13 protein-coding genes, 1 tRNA gene and 2 rRNA genes (1 of these 16 only partly in view) are annotated in these 18971 nt (G+C 54.4%); 7 read left to right on the top strand and 9 right to left on the bottom strand.

Annotation, left to right across the window (positions count from 1 at the left end):
- The 5 genes from D1823_RS13110 to D1823_RS13090 form a co-directional block, all read left to right on the top strand.
- Positions 1 to 2466 (top strand): 23S ribosomal RNA (locus tag D1823_RS13110) (it extends 364 nt beyond the left edge of the window).
- 153 nt (positions 2467 to 2619) lie between these two features.
- Positions 2620 to 2734: ribosomal RNA gene (gene rrf / locus D1823_RS13105) — 5S ribosomal RNA — on the top strand.
- Positions 2735 to 2820: 86 nt separating this feature from the next.
- A tRNA-Met gene (locus tag D1823_RS13100) sits at positions 2821 to 2897 on the top strand.
- 314 nt (positions 2898 to 3211) lie between these two features.
- The gene (locus tag D1823_RS13095) at positions 3212 to 3748 is read left to right on the top strand and encodes a DUF1254 domain-containing protein (protein WP_117870689.1); all 537 of its coding nucleotides are present in this window, start codon (positions 3212 to 3214) and stop codon (positions 3746 to 3748) included.
- Positions 3749 to 3759: 11 nt separating this feature from the next.
- A complete protein-coding gene (locus D1823_RS13090; protein WP_162896834.1) occupies positions 3760 to 4206 on the top strand; it encodes a DUF1214 domain-containing protein in 447 nt (148 codons plus the stop codon).
- 567 nt (positions 4207 to 4773) lie between these two features.
- Here the strand turns inward: D1823_RS13090 and D1823_RS13085 are convergent.
- Both D1823_RS13085 and D1823_RS13080 read right to left on the bottom strand, forming a co-directional pair.
- Entirely contained in the window at positions 4774 to 5511 is a 738-nt protein-coding gene (locus D1823_RS13085) for a hypothetical protein (RefSeq protein WP_058284032.1), read from the bottom strand.
- Positions 5512 to 5598: 87 nt separating this feature from the next.
- The gene (locus D1823_RS13080) at positions 5599 to 7272 is read right to left on the bottom strand and encodes a sulfatase-like hydrolase/transferase (protein ID WP_058284057.1); all 1674 of its coding nucleotides are present in this window, start codon (positions 7270 to 7272) and stop codon (positions 5599 to 5601) included.
- 276 nt (positions 7273 to 7548) lie between these two features.
- On the opposite strand from D1823_RS13080, the gene D1823_RS13075 reads away from it, so the two are divergent.
- A complete protein-coding gene (locus D1823_RS13075) occupies positions 7549 to 8505 on the top strand; it encodes an AraC family transcriptional regulator (RefSeq protein WP_058284030.1) in 957 nt (318 codons plus the stop codon).
- A gap of 421 nt (positions 8506 to 8926) precedes the next feature.
- On the opposite strand, the gene D1823_RS13070 is transcribed toward D1823_RS13075, so the two are convergent.
- The 7 genes from D1823_RS13070 to D1823_RS13040 all read right to left on the bottom strand — a co-directional run bounded on the left by D1823_RS13070 (position 8927) and on the right by D1823_RS13040 (position 16771).
- Positions 8927 to 10597 carry an amidohydrolase gene (locus D1823_RS13070; RefSeq protein WP_117870684.1) on the bottom strand — a complete coding sequence of 557 codons (1671 nt, stop codon included), beginning with the start codon at positions 10595 to 10597 and terminating at the stop codon, positions 8927 to 8929.
- A gap of 29 nt (positions 10598 to 10626) precedes the next feature.
- A complete protein-coding gene (locus tag D1823_RS13065; RefSeq protein ID WP_117870682.1) occupies positions 10627 to 11847 on the bottom strand; it encodes a serine hydrolase in 1221 nt (406 codons plus the stop codon).
- Between the two features lie 110 nt (positions 11848 to 11957).
- On the bottom strand, positions 11958 to 12989 hold the full coding sequence (locus D1823_RS13060; protein ID WP_117870680.1) for an extracellular solute-binding protein: 1032 nt from the start codon (positions 12987 to 12989) through the stop codon (positions 11958 to 11960).
- A 50-nt stretch (positions 12990 to 13039) separates the two neighbouring features.
- Entirely contained in the window at positions 13040 to 13870 is an 831-nt protein-coding gene (locus tag D1823_RS13055) for an ABC transporter permease (protein WP_117870678.1), read from the bottom strand.
- Positions 13863 to 14819, bottom strand: coding sequence for an ABC transporter permease (locus D1823_RS13050; protein WP_117870676.1), 957 nt, complete (start codon positions 14817 to 14819; stop codon positions 13863 to 13865). The genes D1823_RS13055 and D1823_RS13050 overlap by 8 nt, the downstream gene beginning before the upstream one ends.
- On the bottom strand, positions 14819 to 15880 hold the full coding sequence (locus D1823_RS13045; protein ID WP_117870674.1) for an ABC transporter ATP-binding protein: 1062 nt from the start codon (positions 15878 to 15880) through the stop codon (positions 14819 to 14821). Before D1823_RS13045 ends, D1823_RS13050 begins: the two co-directional genes overlap by 1 nt.
- A gap of 114 nt (positions 15881 to 15994) precedes the next feature.
- A complete protein-coding gene (locus D1823_RS13040) occupies positions 15995 to 16771 on the bottom strand; it encodes a helix-turn-helix transcriptional regulator (RefSeq protein WP_162896833.1) in 777 nt (258 codons plus the stop codon).
- 780 nt (positions 16772 to 17551) lie between these two features.
- Here D1823_RS13040 and D1823_RS13035 point away from each other — a divergent pair.
- On the top strand, positions 17552 to 18970 hold the full coding sequence (locus tag D1823_RS13035) for a circularly permuted type 2 ATP-grasp protein (protein WP_117870670.1): 1419 nt from the start codon (positions 17552 to 17554) through the stop codon (positions 18968 to 18970).
- Position 18971: the final 1 nt, after the last annotated feature.

Genomic DNA, 18971 nt, shown 5'->3' with positions numbered 1-18971 from the left:
GTATTCTAAGCTCTGATGGACGTATTAAGTAGGGCGGAACACGTGAAATTCTGTCTGAAGATCGGAGGACCACCTTCGAAGGCTAAGTACTCCTTGCTGACCGATAGTGAACCAGTACCGTGAGGGAAAGGTGAAAAGCACCCCGACGAGGGGAGTGAAACAGTACCTGAAACCGAACGCCTACAATCAGTCGGAGCCCCCTTGCGGGGTGACGGCGTACCTTTTGTATAATGGGTCATCGACTTGGTCTCACGAGCAAGCTTAAGCCGTTAGGTGTAGGCGTAGCGAAAGCGAGTCTTAATAGGGCGAATGAGTTCGTGGGATCAGACCCGAAACCGAGTGATCTAGGCATGGCCAGGTTGAAGGTAAGGTAACACTTACTGGAGGACCGAACCCACATCCGTTGAAAAGGATCGGGATGAGCTGTGCCTAGGGGTGAAAGGCCAATCAAACTCGGAGATAGCTGGTTCTCTGCGAAATCTATTTAGGTAGAGCGTCATCCGAATACCCCGGGGGGTAGAGCACTGGATGGGTAATGGGGCCCCACAGGCTTACTGATCCTAACCAAACTCCGAATACCCGGGAGTACTAGATGGCAGACACACTGCGGATGCTAACGTCCGTAGTGGAGAGGGAAACAACCCTGACCTACAGCTAAGGCCCCCAATTCATGGCTAAGTGGGAAAGCAGGTGGGACGACCAAAACAACCAGGAGGTTGGCTTAGAAGCAGCCATCCTTTAAAGATAGCGTAACAGCTCACTGGTCTAAATAAGTTGTCCTGCGGCGAAGATGTAACGGGGCTCAAGCCATGAGCCGAAGCTTAGGATGCCGTAAGGCATGGTAGCAGAGCGTAGTGTGACATAAGACTTATCCTCTTTAGTGTCTTTCGGGGCACCTTGGAGGATCGAGTCTTTTCGATGAAGCCGGCGCGTGAGCGATCCGGTGGAGAGATCACTAGTGAGAATGATGACATGAGTAGCGACAAAGAGTGTGAGAGACACTCTCGCCGAAAGTCCAAGGGTTCCTGCTTAAAGCTAATCTGAGCAGGGTAAGCCGGCCCCTAAGCCGAGGCCGAAAGGCGTAGGCGATGGGAACTAGGTTAATATTCCTAGGCCAGGAGGATGTGACGGATCACAGGTGTAGTTCAATCTTATCGGATTGATTGGGCTGCTGAGTGGTTCCTGGAAATAGCCCTCCATCAGACCGTACCCTAAACCGACACAGGTGGACTGGTAGAGCATACCAAGGCGCTTGAGAGAACGATGTTGAAGGAACTCGGCAAAATACCTCCGTAAGTTCGCGAGAAGGAGGCCCGGTTCCTAGGCAACTAGGGGCTGGGGGCACAAACCAGGGGGTGGCGACTGTTTATTAAAAACACAGGGCTCTGCGAAGTCGCAAGACGACGTATAGGGTCTGACGCCTGCCCGGTGCCTGAAGGTTAAAAGGAGAGGTGAGAGCCTTGAATTGAAGCCCAGGTAAACGGCGGCCGTAACTATAACGGTCCTAAGGTAGCGAAATTCCTTGTCGGGTAAGTTCCGACCTGCACGAATGGCGTAACGACTTCCCCGCTGTCTCCAACATCGACTCAGCGAAATTGAATTGCCTGTCAAGATGCAGGCTTCCCGCGGTTAGACGGAAAGACCCCGTGCACCTTTACTACAGCTTCGCACTGGCATCAGGATTGTGATGTGCAGGATAGGTGGTAGGCTTTGAAGCAGGAACGCCAGTTCTTGTGGAGCCTCCCTTGAGATACCACCCTTCGCACTCTTGATGTCTAACCGCGGTCCGTTATCCGGATCCGGGACCCTGCGTGGCGGGTAGTTTGACTGGGGCGGTCGCCTCCTAAAGCGTAACGGAGGCGCGCGAAGGTTGGCTCAGAGCGGTCGGAAATCGCTCGTTGAGTGCAATGGCAGAAGCCAGCCTGACTGCGAGACTGACAAGTCGAGCAGAGTCGAAAGACGGCCATAGTGATCCGGTGGTCCCGAGTGGAAGGGCCATCGCTCAACGGATAAAAGGTACGCCGGGGATAACAGGCTGATACTGCCCAAGAGTCCATATCGACGGCAGTGTTTGGCACCTCGATGTCGGCTCATCTCATCCTGGGGCTGGAGCAGGTCCCAAGGGTACGGCTGTTCGCCGTTTAAAGAGGTACGTGAGCTGGGTTTAGAACGTCGTGAGACAGTTCGGTCCCTATCTGCCGTGGGTGTAGGAGACTTGAGAGGAGTTGCCCCTAGTACGAGAGGACCGGGGTGAACGATCCACTGGTGGACCAGTTGTCGTGCCAACGGCAGTGCTGGGTAGCTATGATCGGACAGGATAACCGCTGAAGGCATCTAAGCGGGAAGCCCCCCTCAAAACAAGGTCTCCCTGAGGGCCGTGGAAGACCACCACGTCAATAGGCCGGAGATGTAAGCGCAGTAATGCGTTCAGTTGACCGGTACTAATCGCCCGATAGGCTTGATTTGATCCAGTAATGGAAAGACAAATCAAAAACATACACCTCATTAAACATGGATAACTTCGCAGCAACACGCTGCGGTGTTGATTGAAACAACAACCGTGCGGCAACGCGCGTCGCCTCTTTGCAAAGCAAAAAGAGCGACGGGGATTTTCCTCGGTTTGGTGGTCATAGCGCAAGTGAAACACCCGGTCCCATCCCGAACCCGGAAGTTAAGCACTGCCGCGCCAATGGTACTTGGGCTTAAGCCCCGGGAGAGTAGGTCACCGCCAAACCTAGAAAAATCCCCCTTCTCTCTAAACGATGATAAAAACACTACCAGGTCTCAAATAGCCGAATAGGCAATAGACCACCAAAGTGTCGCGGGATGGAGCAGCCCGGTAGCTCGTCAGGCTCATAACCTGAAGGTCGTAGGTTCAAATCCTACTCCCGCAACCAATACTTCCTACACAATAACAGATACTTAGCGCCCTAAGGGGCGTGTTTCTATTTGGGCGTTGGAGTGCGGTGCTACAACGGTGCTACGCTGGGGCGCAAACTTCAGGTACCTCAACGTAGCGACATTGTCAGTCGCTGAAGCCGATTCTCTCCCACAATGAAAACGTAAGCGGCTTCACCGTCAGTGCTGTCAGCACCGTCATGGACGGGTGGAACTATACCGTGCGGCTCTATCGTCCGGGGCTCGAAGTTCTGGATGGCAGTTGGACATTTCCTGCCGCTCAATCCGTGAATTGATTAAAAAGGAACAGACCATGAAAGCACTATTTGCCTTCGCCTTGTGTGTGCCGACGTTGGTTTTGGCCGAAAACGTCAATGTTGAAAACTTTGTACGCGCCGAGTCGGATTTCAATATCCTGGGCAACATGCAGACCTTCGGCTTTAGCGTGGGTGAGTTGCATCACCTGCGCGAACCTACGACCACCGAAGACCAGCCGACCATCCGGATGAATCAGGATACCCTGTATTCCGGAATTCTGCTGGACCTGTCAAAGCCTGTGGAGATCACACTGCCCGACCTGGGCGGGCGGTATCAGTCCCTGCATTTGGTCAATCAGGATCACTATATGTTCGCTGAGGCCCAACCCGGAACCTACAGGCTGACCGAAGACAAAGTCGGCACCCGCTTTGCCCTCGTGGCCTTCCGCACATTCGTTGATGTCACCAACCCAGACGACATCGCAAAGGCCCATGCAGCGCAGGACGCGATCGTGACAAGCGGCGGTGGAAAGGACCCTACGAGGCACCAGATTGGAATCTGGACAACCTTGGGGTCGCGCGCAAGGCGCTGAGTGATGTCGCGGTGCTTGGCTTTGATTCAAGATATGCGTTTGGAACCGAAGACGAGACACGGCCCATTGACCACCTTGTTGGCGCTGCCGCGGGTTGGGGCGGACTGCCTTTCACTGCCGCGTCTTATGTAATCGCCAGCGTTGCCGAAAATGATGGCGCAACCCCGCATGCTGTGACGGTAAAGGATGTACCAGTAGACGCGTTCTGGTCCATCACCATCTACAATGCAGACGGTTATCTGGAACCCAACGATATGGGTGTGAACAGTTATAACAACTTCACTGCAACACCTGACAATGATGGGGCCTACCCGATCCATTTTGGTGGCTGTGACGATGATCGCGTCAACTGTATCCCGATTTCGCCCGGCTGGAACTACACAGTCCGCTTGTACGAGCCACGCGCCGAGATCCTGGACGGCAACTGGACGTTCCCGGCTTTCGAAGCCGTGGATTGAGATAGGCTCGGCCCAAAGTCGTAGCTCAATGCTGACATTTTCGGCGTTCGTCACCATGATCGGCCTTGGGCCGGAAGTGGTAGTTGGACTGGCTTGAGTGAAGGTCCGTTCCGTCCCGCATGGCAGTCGTTCGTCAGATCGGATAGAATGACCGCTCCGAGCCCAAAGTGACCGATGTTGCGTTCGGCACAAATGTCAGCACTGCGCAGTAAAGCGGACTCTGCAAAGTCTTGGGTACAGATCGTAATAGAAGTCTATTTTCTCAGAACTCTGGGCCTAAGCATCGATGGCTGGGGATTAGAAGCGCGAACGACGGATTCAGCTTCAAGGTTCAAATCCAACTCAGCGGATCGCCCAGAGACTGTTGAGTCTTCCCCGAGTTCAGAGAGGAGTGAACAGATAGAATGATGCGGCGTGACGCCAATTTATTTCCTACCAGCCCGGAGCGGGCAGGGATTGGCTCAAGGCAGTTCCAGGAAGGGTCAAGATAGACGCAGAAAACAAATGGCTGAACAGAGTTCTGGACTGTGACATTGATGATCTTCGCCGAGGTTGGGTGTGGGTGAGCTAGTAGTTAAAACGCAAACCTAAGCCGGCACCTTTGTCGTAAGGGCGGTCAGAACCTATTCCGATCAGAAAGTCAGCATAAATCGCTATTCCCGGACTGAGGTTCTTGCCAATCTGGAGCTCAGCGGTCGCTGGCCAAGCATCGTTTTCCCAGTCATATGGTGCCTTGATATCAGCCTTGGCCCAATACCCGTCGCCAAACGGTTGCAGCGCAATCAACCGCATCGCGGTCTGACTGATGTCGGTCGGGCCATTGTACGAAGCAAAATGCTGGAGCAAGGGGATCAGCGTCAGCCCTGATCTTGTGTTTGCAAAGGCGAACCCGCCAAAAGGCGCAATTTGATCGGACCCGGTTCCAATCCCTTTTTCCGGGTCGCCAAGGTCCAGTATCCACTCCAGACCAATGGCCGACTTGATGGCCCATGTGTCGTTGAGCGGTCTCTGAGAGGGAAAATAGATCGCTTTGAGGCTCACTTTCTCGAAGTCAGTGAACCGCGTTCCGGTCACATCCGTTGAGTTGTAGTGCAACTCATATTTCAGTTTCAGATCAGGCCGCAGCATGTATGCGCCTTCTATAAAGGCGTCCTGCTTGTCGGCACCGTTGCCCAAATCAAAATACTGATACCGGATGTCCGTGTTATTGACTGCGGCCAAAGGGTTTGAAGCGTTTTCATCGGCAATTGCTGGGGTCGCGACAATGCCAGTTGCCAATACAAGTACAAGCGCTTGGAATTTCATATTGTTTCCAGAAACTTTGTTGTGGATGCCAAGCCCCACATCAAGCACATCATTTTCTGATGCGGGGCTTGCAGTACTTTTAACCTTTTAGTCGGGCTGAATGTCCCGCTTGGCTACAAAGGCATCCACCGCTGCGACGGTTTCAGGACGAAGGTTCACGATACCTTCATAGGGACGTCCGGTCGCGGCCGGTTGATCGGGGTACATTTCCTTGAATTTCAGGTGGCGGGCAATAATGCGGTTAAACTCATGTCCAGCCCACGCGCCGATCTCTGTCGATACGCTCTGTTCTTCGCGGGGGTCGCGGAACAGGTTGTAGAACTTGGCCACGATAGCATTTTCACCTTTGGCCGGAACCTTGAGTTTGATGTGTTCCTTTACCACCTCTTTCAGTGAGTTGATCGAGTAGATCAGTACATGATCCCGGCGCCCATGCGTATCGCCAATGAACATCAGGGACGCCTGATCGACACCGTCAATGATCCGGTCGCGGGGGATGGCATCCATCGCTCCACCGATACGCGCAATTGACGTGAACAAATCAGAGATATGAATAATGTCAGATACAATCGAGTCTCCCTCGATCAAGCCGGGCAGGCGGGCAAACGCGTCCACCCGAACGCCTCCTTCAGACGTATCGGCCTTGCCGCCGCGGAAGACCAGCGGCGAAAACCCACTGCCGGGGGCATATTTGGTGAAGTGACCGTTGTCGCCCATCAAAACGATCAGGGTATTGTCCCTGAGCCCCAGCGTATCGACTTCGTTCAGAATGACCCCGATCCATTCATCCAGCTCTTCCATGCTTTCAACGAATGTACCGCCGTTGGGTGTCGTGAACGCCTCTTTCGTCGTGCGCGTTGTCGACAGAGGGACAAGCGGCCAGTATTGCAGGAAGAACGGTTCATCCTGTTCTGCTAGCAGGCGCAACTGTTCCATCGCCTGTGCCTGATAGCGGATGTTCATTTCATTATATTTGTCCTGGGTCCATTTCTCACCCGGTTCCATATGGACTTCGCGGACCTCCCCGCCAATAACAGCTTCAAGGCCGGTAATCATGTGTCCCGGATCAGGGCGAAACCAATCATCCAGCGTGTATTTGGAGTTGTAGTTGTCTTCCCCAATGGCCATGGTGATTTCTTCCTTGGCTGCATCTTCGTTGAAGATGGCCAACTGGCCCTGCTGATGGATGGGGAACGCGGCGTAGTCAAAGCCCTGATAAGTAGGCCAGGATTCCTGAATGTCGCCCATGTGCCATTTGCCAACATGCGAAGTGTTGTAGCCTACGGATTTCAGAACTTCGGCAATTGTGACTTCTTCATCGGCAAGGCCAAAACCCGAAATATCGACGGCGGTATCGCCCATCCCGTTGCGATACGGCTGGCGACCCGTCATGAAGGCGACCCGCGACGGTGTGCAGGACGGCTCGGTGTACATGCGCGCAAACCGCATGCTTTCCTCCGCGAGCGCGTTGATATTGGGCGTCGAATACCCGCGTATCGCGTTCATCTCGGGCATACCCATGTCGCCAAAACCCATATCGTCAATAAGGATGTAGAAGATGTTTGGAGGGTTCCCTCCGTTTTTCTCACGAAAATCGGCCAGCAGTTGGTCAACCTGTGCGTCGTTCTCGACCCAAACGGCTTCGTTTTGCTGCTTCAGCACATAGTATTCCGCATCATGCACGATATTGCTGTCCTGAGCTGCCGCCGTGATAGCGGAGCCGGCAAAGACCAGCGCGGAGAGGAACAGTTTTGATTTCATGAGATACCCCTGTTTCATGATTTACTTGTTTTCAGACCCTCAAGGATCAGATGATGGCAAAAGGTTGAAAGGGAGAGTTCGCTGTCTTCAGCCTGTGAGCGCAACAACTCTTTTTCGCTTTTGGTTAGCAGCGTTACGACGCGTTCGGTGCGCGCAGTATCGTCAGGCAACGATGGGCGTCCGAACCTCTTCCCCCTCGATTTGTCTGCTTTGTCTTGCAATTGTCCAAGCCTACATATTCGAATAACATTTCATGAAAACTACCTGCGGGGCGGAATGGACGACATCAAAAAACGATCAGCCCCCAAAAAAACCTGCGCCCCAAACACACTTTTTTTGCAGGACCCTTCGCAATTCCGCGAGCTGTCCCAATGGGATGTCGAGCTACGCCAAATTGAAGAGGGAACTATGAACTCTTCGGTATCCGTTTGGGCAGGTCTTGACCTTCAAATGATTGATTTGTCGTTTGACAAGGCTGTGTACCAAACCGGTGTTTCTCGCCCTGACATTCTAGCGTTTGGCTTACCAGACAAAGGGAGTATACGGACTTGGCTTAACGGCTCCCCCTCAGACACCGCTCTGATGAATTTTGGTAGCGGAGACCCTTTTGAAGGCGTGAGCAATTCAACGCTCACAGGCCTGACCTTTGGCATCGACATCCGAAGGGCTCAACGGATCGCCGACGATTGCGGTCTTGATATCAGCACCGTGCGAAATGACGCTTTGAGATCTTTCGTTAGCGACGCTGGCAAGCTTCATTCCTTAGTCAAAAACAAAGTGCGCTTTCTAATTGGATCAGCGGCCGGACCAAGCTCTGATAGTGAAGAGAGTGATATGATCTTAGAGCTTCTGGAAATGCTGGTGGTAGGCGAAAAATGGGCTGATCGGCGAAACAGTAAAAACAGAACCCGTTTAGCACAACAAGCCGTTGAGTTCATGCGGGCCCATTTGATGGACAACGTTTCAATCGGTGAAGTATGTGCAGATATTCAGGTATCCGCATGCACTCTTCGTCGCGCGTTTCAGGAAACATATGGGGTGAGCCCCAAGCAGTTTTATCTAAGAGCCCGTCTCGGTGCTGTGCGCCATGAACTGGTATCCTGCTCGCCAGAGGAGAGTATATCGGACATCGCAAACGCCTACGGATTTTGGCACATGGGTCAGTTCGCGCGAGACTACAGAGCACTCTTTGGACAACTGCCGACACAAACGTTGTCAGGCAAAATGAACTGAAACAGAGCTTGGCAACAGTCTTTGGCGCAAAGTTTGTGTTAAGCAATTGTAGTTGCGGAGCCAATGTCAGAGTTCAGTGGCTAGCGACGCTGAGACCTTGGCAGTACGCGGCCTAACTTGTCCGCAACACGAGAATTGCAAAGTCGGATTTTGAAGGTCCGCTTCGGGCTGCACTGCGGTCCTTTGGAGCAAAAATGCGGATGGCTGCAAAGTCCGCAAAGTAGACGTTCAAGCAAGTTGCAGCGAACGACCGCATTGAGCCCAAACTGGACCTTGCTTCTTGGCGCAGCATCCTCCGCAGTGGGCGGGAAGTGGTCATTCGCTGCGCTCGAGGCCAAGGTCTGATTTGCTGCGAAATGCCGACAATCGTCGCGGCCTAAAAGAAGTTCTCTAAGCACCAATACAATCGATGCTTAGCATTTCAAGCTGTATGCGAAACGGCGCCTCCACAAACGGTCACAGCAATGCGCGCATTTGCTAATTGGTTTTCCTCAATCGAAAACAGGTCCTGTTCGAGAATGGCAATGTCGGCCAGATATCCCGACTTCAGACGGCCCTTTTGATCCTCGTTGAACTCCAGCCACGCATTGTCATGCGAATAAGCGGAAAGCGTGGCCATAAGGCCTTGACGGTTGTCCAGCCAGGGCGTTGGCAGCTCATTGCAGTTTACCGCTCCGGCAATCGTCATCATTGTGTCGACGGGAACGACTGGCCAATCCGTCGAGAAACAAATCTTGGCGCCACTCTCGCGTATTTTGTTCCACGCGAACGCAAAAGGGATTTGCTCGGTTGTCAGAATGTCTCCGGCCGAATAGGGAGAAAACAATCCTCCAGCGGGTGAATGCAATGGTTGAAGAGAGGCAACGATATCGAGGGCTGCCAGACGGGGCAGATCCAAGGGGTCTATCACCTCGATATGCTCGATCCGGTGTCTGGAATCCCGTGCGCCGTTGGCACTGCGCGCTGCCTCGTAACCGTCCAGCGTGCGCCGAACGGCACCGTCGCCAATTGCGTGCGTGCTGAGTTGCAAACCCATTGCATCAGCGCGAATGCAGGCTTCGTTAAAGTGTTCGGCACTGAATACAGCATCGCCGAGGCTTTCCGGCTTGCCTGGATACGGCGCGAGCATCAGTGCTGTGTAGCTATCCAGCACGCCATCCATGAACATCTTTACGCGCCCTGACCAAACCATATCCGACGCAAAGCGACGGCGCATTTCATCGGCCTCTTCCAACCGATCCAGAGGGTCGGTGTTCTTAAGGTGCATGGGCACCTGAACACGGATCGGAAGTCGCCCCTCGGCTTCAAGTTCACTCAGCAGCTCAAGTTGATAGAAGTTGCCGTCCATATTGTGCAACCCCGTGATACCGTGGGATGCGCAGTGCTTCAGGCCACGCAGTATGACTTCCTTGTCAAAGGCGCGTTCCTCTGGTGTTGCGGGTGGCACGGGGTCCGCTCCTGTAACATACCCCAGAAGATCGCGCCCTCCCAGTTGCGACAGGCGCAGGATAGGGCCAAAAGCACCGGTTTCGTTCAGTTGACCTTGTGCGGTACCATCCCCAGCCATCACGATTTCCGAACCGGGGGGAACGACGCCGCCGTGAAGAATGCCCGCCTTTTCCAAGGCAATTGTGTTTGCCCAGACGGTGTGGTGGTCGGCCGACATTAACGCAACCGGGCGCTCTGACAGGATGCGATCCAGAGCTTGCCGTGTCGTTGTGACGCCGGGGCCAAGAATTTCGTAGTCGGCGGCGACCCCCATAAGCAAAGGTTCGTCGGGGTGCTCGGCCGCAAAGGCTCGCAATGCGTTTGTCAGAGCATCCGCGCCTGTCGTTTCGCGCAGGTCCAACATGCCCAACTCGGCCGCTCCACCGAAAAGGTGGACATGGCTATCAATAAAGCCAGGCATGACGGTGCCGCCCGCAGCGTCGATGATTTTGGTTCCATTCCCAGCCAGAGTACGGATGTCGTCGGTGTTTCCAACAGCCACAATTATGCCGCCGTGAATTGCCAGGGCCGAAGCCTTCGGCGTGGCGTCGTCAAAGGTCAGGAGAGAACCGTTGAGGATGATCAGATCAGGTGTTGGCGACATGCGGCCTCTTGTGTCAGTGACGGTTTGAACTACTCAAGCGCGCGAATGATTGCCTCGCAGGCACGCACGGCATCGTGGCTAAAGGACTGGATCAGATAGTCGGGCCAGCTTGAAAGCTTGACGATAACCACGTCCGCGGTCAGGTCAATGAAGATAAGTTGACCAAAAACTCCGCGCGCCATGAACACGCCGCGCCTCGGGTCGTGAACCCACCAGAACCTTCGGTATGCCCCTTGAGGGGACAGCACGTCATACGGGTCACCGTGCTTTGAAGGGTCCGCTCCCGAACAAATCCCGGAAACCCAGCTTTCCGGCACTACTTGTTGGTCACCGACCTTGCCACCATCAGCCATCATGCGGCCAAAGCGGGCATAGTCCCGAAGAGTTGCGTTGAACCCGCCGTCAGCGAGTGCTGTCTTGGCGTCGTCTACGGTGAAATAGCCCGAATGCACGCAGCCAATCTTTTGCCAGATCCGGTTGGACAAGAGCGAAGCAAGGTCTTCGCCGCTCACACGTTCCAAGGCCCAGGCGATGACATCCGTCTCAATCGAGCGGTAAGAAAACGCCTGCCCATGGGGTCTTTCCCGGGGCAAAGTTAGAATTACATCCCGAATGGTAGGTTTGATTTCTCCCTTGCGAACCGGGCGCCAGCCCGACGCCACATCTACGCGTGTCATGTCACTATCCGGAAATCCATAATCCTCGGTAAAGCGCACGCCGGATTGCATATCGAGCGCCTGATCCACAGTGCATCCGGCATAGCCGGTCCCAGCAAGTTCCGGTACGATATTGTCAAGCGGCTCTGAGAGGTCCAGCTTGCCTTCAACGTGAAGCACACCGGCCAGAGAGCCGATCAGGGATTTGGAGACAGATTGCCCCAAATGTGCGGTGTCCGGAGTAAAGTCGTTGGCATACATCTCGGTTAAAAGCCGGTTGCCTTTCAACACTAGGAAGCCATCCGTGTAGCTCTCAGTCAGCCAATTCCCGACCGATAGTTGGCGGTCGTCAAAGGTCTGAAACTCCGTATCCAGCAGGTCACGAGGCGCCTGTATCAGTTCTCGGGCATTCGGGCCCGGACGAACATCGACCGTGGGAAACAGACTACGCATGTTCTGGAAGGTCCAGCGGTTGAACGGGGCGAGGTCCCAGTTCTCGAGAGACGGGCGTTTTTCAGGCGGGGGCGGGAAACCCTGCATGATGCCGATCTCACGCGCTGTTTTGGGCCTAGTGCCGGATTTGCTGTTTTGCATTTTCCATGCTCCCGCAAGGCGACCCAAACAGTGGCCGCAGTCAGGTTAAAAAAAACTTTGGAAGGGGTCGGCCCGACCAGAGATGGGCCGACCACAGGTGACTTTTAAGTTTATTGCTTAAGGCGAGTCCAAACCTTGTTGTACAGGTCCACAACGTCTTGGTCGCAAGGCTTCACAAAGTCGGGTACCGGTGCCTCTGCAGGCATCACGATTTCAGGCGCGTCGAGCATCTCGGCATCCATGAATGCCTCGGAACCTTTGATCCCGTTGGCATAACGCGCAAAGTTCGAGGTCATTGCAGCGTTTTCCGGGTCCATCATGAAGTTCACGAAGAGCTTTGCGTTTTCCATGTTGGGGGCGTCGGCAAGAACCGCGACGTTATCCATCCATCCGGTGAACCCCTCCTTTGGATAGGCGTACTGCAATGTCGGGCGATCCGCCCGGGCGCGCATGGCCGCGCCGTTCCAGCTTTGCGACAGGTCCACATCTTTCGACGTCAGCTTTTCGATCACCGCATAATCCATGGTGCGCCAGTCACCCTTGGCATTCTCGAGCAGTGCCATCAGATCTTTCATCTGATCGGGATTGGAGTTGCAGCGCGGATAGCCTAGGTAGCGCAGGCCGGCGTTGATCACATCATTCATGTCATTCAGCATGTTGATACGGCCCTTAAGCTCTTCAGGCGTATCGAAGATCAGGCCAAGCGTGTCTATGTCACCGCTGTAGACCGCGCTGTCGACCGTAAAGCTGGTCGTACCCCACTGATATGGGACCGAATACTTGCGACCCGGATCCCAGTATACATCGACCCAGTTCGGGTCCATGTTCTTGAAGTTGTCCATTTCGGAAGCGTTGATCTCGGCCAGTAAGCCTTCGCCTACCATGATCGCGATCATGTAGTCGCCAGGAACAACAACATCATAGCCGGTGTTGCCCTCTTTGACCTTGGCCAGCATGGTTTCATTGCTGTCATAGCTGTCCAGCGTGACCTCAATATCGTACTGGGCTTCGAATTTCTCGATCATCTCTGGGTTGGTGTAGTTCCCCCAGTTATAGATGTTCAGTTTGCCTTCGGCATGCGCTCCTGCCGCGCTGAACGCCAGGGCCGAGATGGCTGCGGCTTTGAGAAGAGTGTATTTCATTGTGTCCTCCGTTGAGATTGATGGCGTCCCGCAGCAGCGCGGGCTTCTTGTTATTTTCTTTTGCGTTGCAGAAAGAAGGTCAGGGCGACCATGGCTATGGTCACTCCGATCAGGATGGTCGAAACGGCGTTGACTTCTGGCGTTACGCCGCGACGGATTTGGCCCAGAATATAGATGGGCAAGGTGGTTTCACCCGGTCCGGCCACCAGAAGCGTGATGATGACGTCGTCAAGAGAGACTACAAAGGCCAGCATCGCCCCCGCCATAACACCGGGCATCAAAAGAGGCAGCGTCACATAACGGAATGTCTGCCAGGGCGTCGCGTACAAATCGGCGGCGGCTGCTTCGTAGGTCACTGACAAATCCGACAAACGTGCGCGGATCGGCATGTAAGCAAAGGGCACGCAGAAAACTGTGTGGGCGAGGATCAGCCAGCCGATCCCGGTAACACCCGTGAGCTGGCGCAGGATCGAAAAAAAGGCCAGCGTCGCAATCGCCGTGACGATCTCGGGGATCATCAGGGGCTGGTTTATCAGCGCAATAGCCGCAGAACGGCCGCGATAAACATCGCCGCGCGTTGTCGCCAGTGCAGCCATTGTGGCAATGATGGTGGAAAACACGGTCGCGGTGAGAGCGACCTGTACCGAGATCATTGCCGACCGTCGGATGTCATCGTTTTCCAAGGCCGCCGCGTACCAGCGCAAGCTGAACTCGGTCCAGCGCACAACAGAGCGGTTATCGTTGAACGAGAACACGACCAGGACGGCAATCGGTGCGTAGAGGAACAACAGAACCAGCCAGGACACGCCGGTGAACAGGGGTTGCCGGCGTAGTTCGCGCGCGTCTGTCGGCGGCCGGAAGAGTGACGACAGTTTAGCCATGTCCACTCTCCTTCGAAGCACCTGCCCGCAAGCTGACAAGAAGCGCGATTAACACGACTGCCATCAGGATCAGTGCAGCAGCGGCGCCAAAGGGCCAGTTGCGGCCCGAACCGAACTGCAGGGCAATCAGGTTGCCGATCATCAGTTTCTTACCACCGCCGAGCAGTTCCGGCGTGATGTAGGCCCCAAGCGCCGGGATCAGCACTAGAACGCAGCCAGCGACAATGCCCGGACGGGTAATCGGTATAATGATGTGGCGGAAAACCTGCGTGCGTGTAGCATAAAGATCATGCCCTGCCTCAAGCAGCGAAAAGTCGAACTTCTCCAGCGAGGCATAGATCGGGAGGATCATGAAAGGCAGGTAGCTGTAGACCAGCCCGGCCAGTACCGCGCCATCGGTGTACAACATCTCGATCGGCTCGCTGATCAGGCCGATGTTCATCAGCGTCAGGTTCACAAAACCCTCGTCCCGTACGATCAGAAGCATTGAGTACGTACGGATCAACAGGTTTGTCCAAAACGGCAGAGTGATGGCGAACAGCCAGAAATTGCGTTGTTCCTGTGGACGGGCCGCAATGAAGTAAGCAACAGGAAACCCAAGGAGCAGGGTTCCAGTCATAGTAGTGATGGCAAGACCAAAGGAACGCCCGAAGATCTGAAGATAGGCGCTGTTAAAGGTCAGCGTGTCATCAAAAATATCCCGCTCGAACAGGAACTGCACATAGGCGTCGTAAGAGAACGTCCATTCAACGCCGCCATAGGTCCCGGGTTCAAGGAACGAGTAAACCAGGGCGATAGAGAGCGGGAACAGTCCAAAGATACCGATAATCCCGAGCGCCGGGGCCAGCAGGAAAAGCCGCGTTCTGCGTCTTTGACGCGCGCGCTCGGCCTGCGCCGCAAGCAATCTCGACGCGGCGTCCGGCTGCGGGATATGTGCAACGCCGGCCATCAGTCTTCCAGCACATGCAGCATGGAGGTGTCACATTCGAGCCCGACGCGCGATCCGACGGGGCGCGGAGTGAAAACCTGGACGTGAACACTGACACCATCTTCCAGCCGCACTAGCATTTGCGACCCGGCCCCGAAATAGGTGCTGTCCACGACCTCGCCACGCAAGAGCGCTGTTTCGGCACTCTCCTCGACCACACGGATCGTTTCGGGGCGCAGAGCGACATGTACGGGGCCCGGTTCGAGCAAGGTGCTGGCAGTGTGAATCGTGAGTGGTTTGCCTTCGCCAAACCGGATTTTTGCCGCGTCTCCGTCAAAGCCAAGCAACGTAGCGTTTACGATGTTGGTGTCCCCGATAAAATCCGCGACGAACCTGCTTTTCGGGGCTGTGTAAATCTCTTCCGGTGTGCCGACCTGACGTACCGAGCCTGCCGACATCACAGCGATCCGGTCCGACATCGCCAGTGCTTCCCCCTGGTCATGCGTGACAAAAACAAACGTAATGCCTGTCTCATGCTGCAGTCGCTTCAACTCGCTCTGCATTCCTTTGCGAAGTTTCAGGTCCAGAGCAGAAAGGGGTTCGTCCAGCAGCAGAACCTTTGGGCGCGGCGCCAGTGCGCGCGCCAAAGCCACGCGCTGCTGCTGCCCGCCTGACAATTGATCAACCCGGCGCGTTGCAAACTCGCTCAGCTGCACCAGGTCCAACATCTCAGTGATGGTGCTGTCGATCTCGGCTTTCGGCCTTTTCAGCATCTCAAGGCCGAACCCGACATTGCGGGCCACACTCATGTGCGGAAACAGGGCGTAGTTCTGAAACACCGTGTTCACGGGCCGATTGTTGGGTGCCAGATGGCCAATCGACTCACCGTCCAGCGCTATTTCGCCTTCGCTTGGAAGCTCGAACCCGGCGATCAGCCGCAGTAGTGTCGTCTTGCCACAACCTGACGGGCCCAAAAGCGTGAAAAAGCTTCCTTCGGGAATGGTCAGCGACACGTCCCCCAGAGCCGTCACGGCCGCCTGACCTTCGCCAAAACGTTTTGTCACATTCTTTACGTCGATCATGGTCTGATCCGGACACCCGAACTTGTTGATATGTAGAATCAGCTTAGAGCCGGGAGACTTACCCTGTGAATACCCCCAAAGGGCGGTGTGATTTGTACCCCCAAAGGGGTACGACTAATCGTTTGCCGAATGCAGAAACATTGAAAACAGGGCAGACTGGGAAGATATGTGCAGCTTTCTATAGATGTTCTTGCGATGCACTTTGATCGTCGCCGGGGAAACATCCAGCAAAAGCGCAATGGACCGCGTCGAGTGCCCGCGCAAAAGGAACTGCACGACCTCGATCTCCCGATGTGTCAAACCTTTGCAAACCTTGTCGATTACCCCGTCGAAATCGACCTCGCTCTCGTCGAGTCGGCCTGACGAGGGGTTGCGATGGAAGTGCTGCTCGCAAAGCGCCGATATGATCGGGTGCAGGTCAGTCAACCGTTCGACATCCCGCCGCGTGAACCGGGTTTTTCCCTCGGAAGGACCGAGAGAAAGAAACAAGGTGCCATTTGCTATTGCTACGAACACCCCGATCTCATCCGTCAGAAACAGGGATTTGTAGTAGATCCGAAAGTAGTCGGAATTGGCAAACCTGTCCGGTGTAACGTCTCTTAATACCATCACTGGTTCGTGGCGTTCACCAATGAAACGAACAACAAATGGGTCCAGCAGCCAGGCGCGATCAAGCCATCGGTCGACAACAACCGAGCGACGTTCCGAACGCACATTGTCATAGACATGTTCGGGCGCTTTTCCCGGGTTCAAAAGGCTGACAAACGCGCCCTTGAACGAAGCTGCCTCGCGCATGAGGTTCAACAATTCCGGCATAAAACTGGACGTGCCTACAGCCCTGATCGCCCCGGCGACGTCTTCCGCGTAAGTTGGCTTTTCGGACTTTCCCAAGTATCCCACCTGGCTAAAGGGCGTTTCCTGCCCAATGTGGCTAGCCGGATTTAACTTGGCAACCTTTTCGCGCAGCTATCAGCCGGGAGGGGCGTATTTTTGCATAGACTTGCTGAATCAAAGCTCAAAACCTATTCCGATACAAGATTTCAAATGTTGGAGAAGCGGAAGAATAATGACTTTAAACTATTTCTCTTTAAAGGCTTAACCTAATGATTAGCCGCCCTCTGGCCATCTTACGCCAGTTCTGAGGAACTCTTGTTCGCCGCAAAGCATCGTGTTGCGGCTGAAACCAGTATGCTCGACGGAACCGTGAACTAAAATCCTAGTATATCCAATCCGAGATTACCGACCGTGCCAGCATACCCGACCAGAGAGGCTTTTTTCCTGTCGCTGGAGACGAACGCTCCACTATCAAAAGCTCACTTTGTGTTCAAAGCTGCCTTTCGCGGTCAATTGCACAAAAGACTGCTTTGGGCCGGGAGTTGTCGGTGACCTTTCAGCGATCAATGACAGGTTTGTCCGCATAGCGGTCGTCCACACCGAGTGCAGCGAACGTCTGTTTCGAGCCCAAATCCGGACGTTCAGATTCAGCACAAAGCAAGATGCTGTTGAGCGCAAAACTATGAATGTGACTTCAACTGGAAACACGAATAACGCCATCTTGTTAAGATCATCACATTATCCATTTAGCCTGAAAATTAGACGCTACTTCCCGAGGCAGCATCCAACCAAGCCTGAATGACTTGAAAATTCTGATTTATGCGTGAAACTTAAAGCATGAGTGAGTATTATGATGAAATGTTCAACGGCGATGGATCACTCAAAGGTCCATACGAAGAGATCGGCCGTTGGTTCAATGCTGAAGACGCATCACGACTGAGGGCCAAACAGCGCGAAGCCGAAGAGGTTTTTAGGCTGACTGGCATCACCTTTAATGTTTACGGCAAAGTCGAGGCCGAGGAGCGATTGATACCGTTTGATATCGTGCCGCGTGTCATTTCGGCACGAGAGTGGCAGCGGCTGGAACGCGGTATCGAACAGAGGGTGCGGGCAATCAACGCATTCCTACATGACATTTATCACCGTCAAGAAATTGTCCGGGCAGGGCGTGTGCCAGCAGAGATGATTGCCGGAAACGAGGCCTTCCTGCCGCAGATGCTTGGTGTCTCACCGCCCGGTCAGGTCTATACACACATTGTCGGCGTCGATCTGGTGCGAACCGGACCAGACGAGTTTTTCGTTCTGGAAGACAATGCTCGTACGCCATCCGGGGTCAGCTATATGTTGGAGAACCGGGAAACGATGCTAAAGATGTTCCCCGAGCTTTTTAGCGCAACCAATGTTCGGAATGTTTCAGACTACCCCCGTAATCTGAGGCGGTCTCTTGCTGCCTGCGCACCGGCTTTCGCAGACGGAGAACCTACTGTCGCGGTGTTAACCCCCGGCATCTATAATTCAGCCTACTACGAACATGCGTTTCTTGCTGATCAGATGGCCGTGGAGTTGGTCGAAGGCCATGACCTACGCGTTGTCGATGGGCGGGTCTGCATGCGTACCACCAGAGGCTATAAGCCCATTGACGTACTTTACCGCCGGGTAGATGACGACTTTCTGGACCCTTTGAATTTCAACCCCGATAGCGCTTTGGGCGTACCAGGTATCCTGGACGTTTACCGTGCAGGAGGTATCACAATCGCAAACGCACCGGGGACCGGTATTGCTGACGATAAGGCGATTTATTCCTACATGCCTGAAATCGTTGAATTCTACACGGGTGAGAAGCCCTTGCTGCAAAACGTCCCAACCTGGCGCTGCAGTGATCCTGAGTCTCTCTCCTTCGTGCTGGACAACCTGTCCGAGCTTGTTGTGAAAGAAGTACACGGGTCTGGCGGCTACGGAATGTTGATCGGACCGACCGCCAGCAAGAAAGAGATTTCGGCGTTCCGCGACAAGCTCAAATCGCGGCCCGGGAACTACATTGCTCAGCCGACGCTGTCGCTTTCGACGGTTCCGATCTTTGCGCGCTCGGGACTTGCGCCCAGACATGTTGACCTAAGGCCGTTCGTTTTGGTGTCACCCGAGGGGATCAAGATCACCCCTGGCGGTTTGACCCGCGTGGCGCTTAGGAAGGGATCTCTAGTCGTTAACTCAAGTCAGGGTGGCGGGACCAAAGACACCTGGGTTCTGGAGGACTGAC

Origin of the sequence: Ruegeria sp. AD91A (genome assembly GCF_003443535.1) — a bacterium.
Classification (GTDB): Bacteria; Pseudomonadota; Alphaproteobacteria; order Rhodobacterales; family Rhodobacteraceae; genus Ruegeria.
This window is presented reverse-complemented; position numbering and strand designations above follow the sequence as displayed.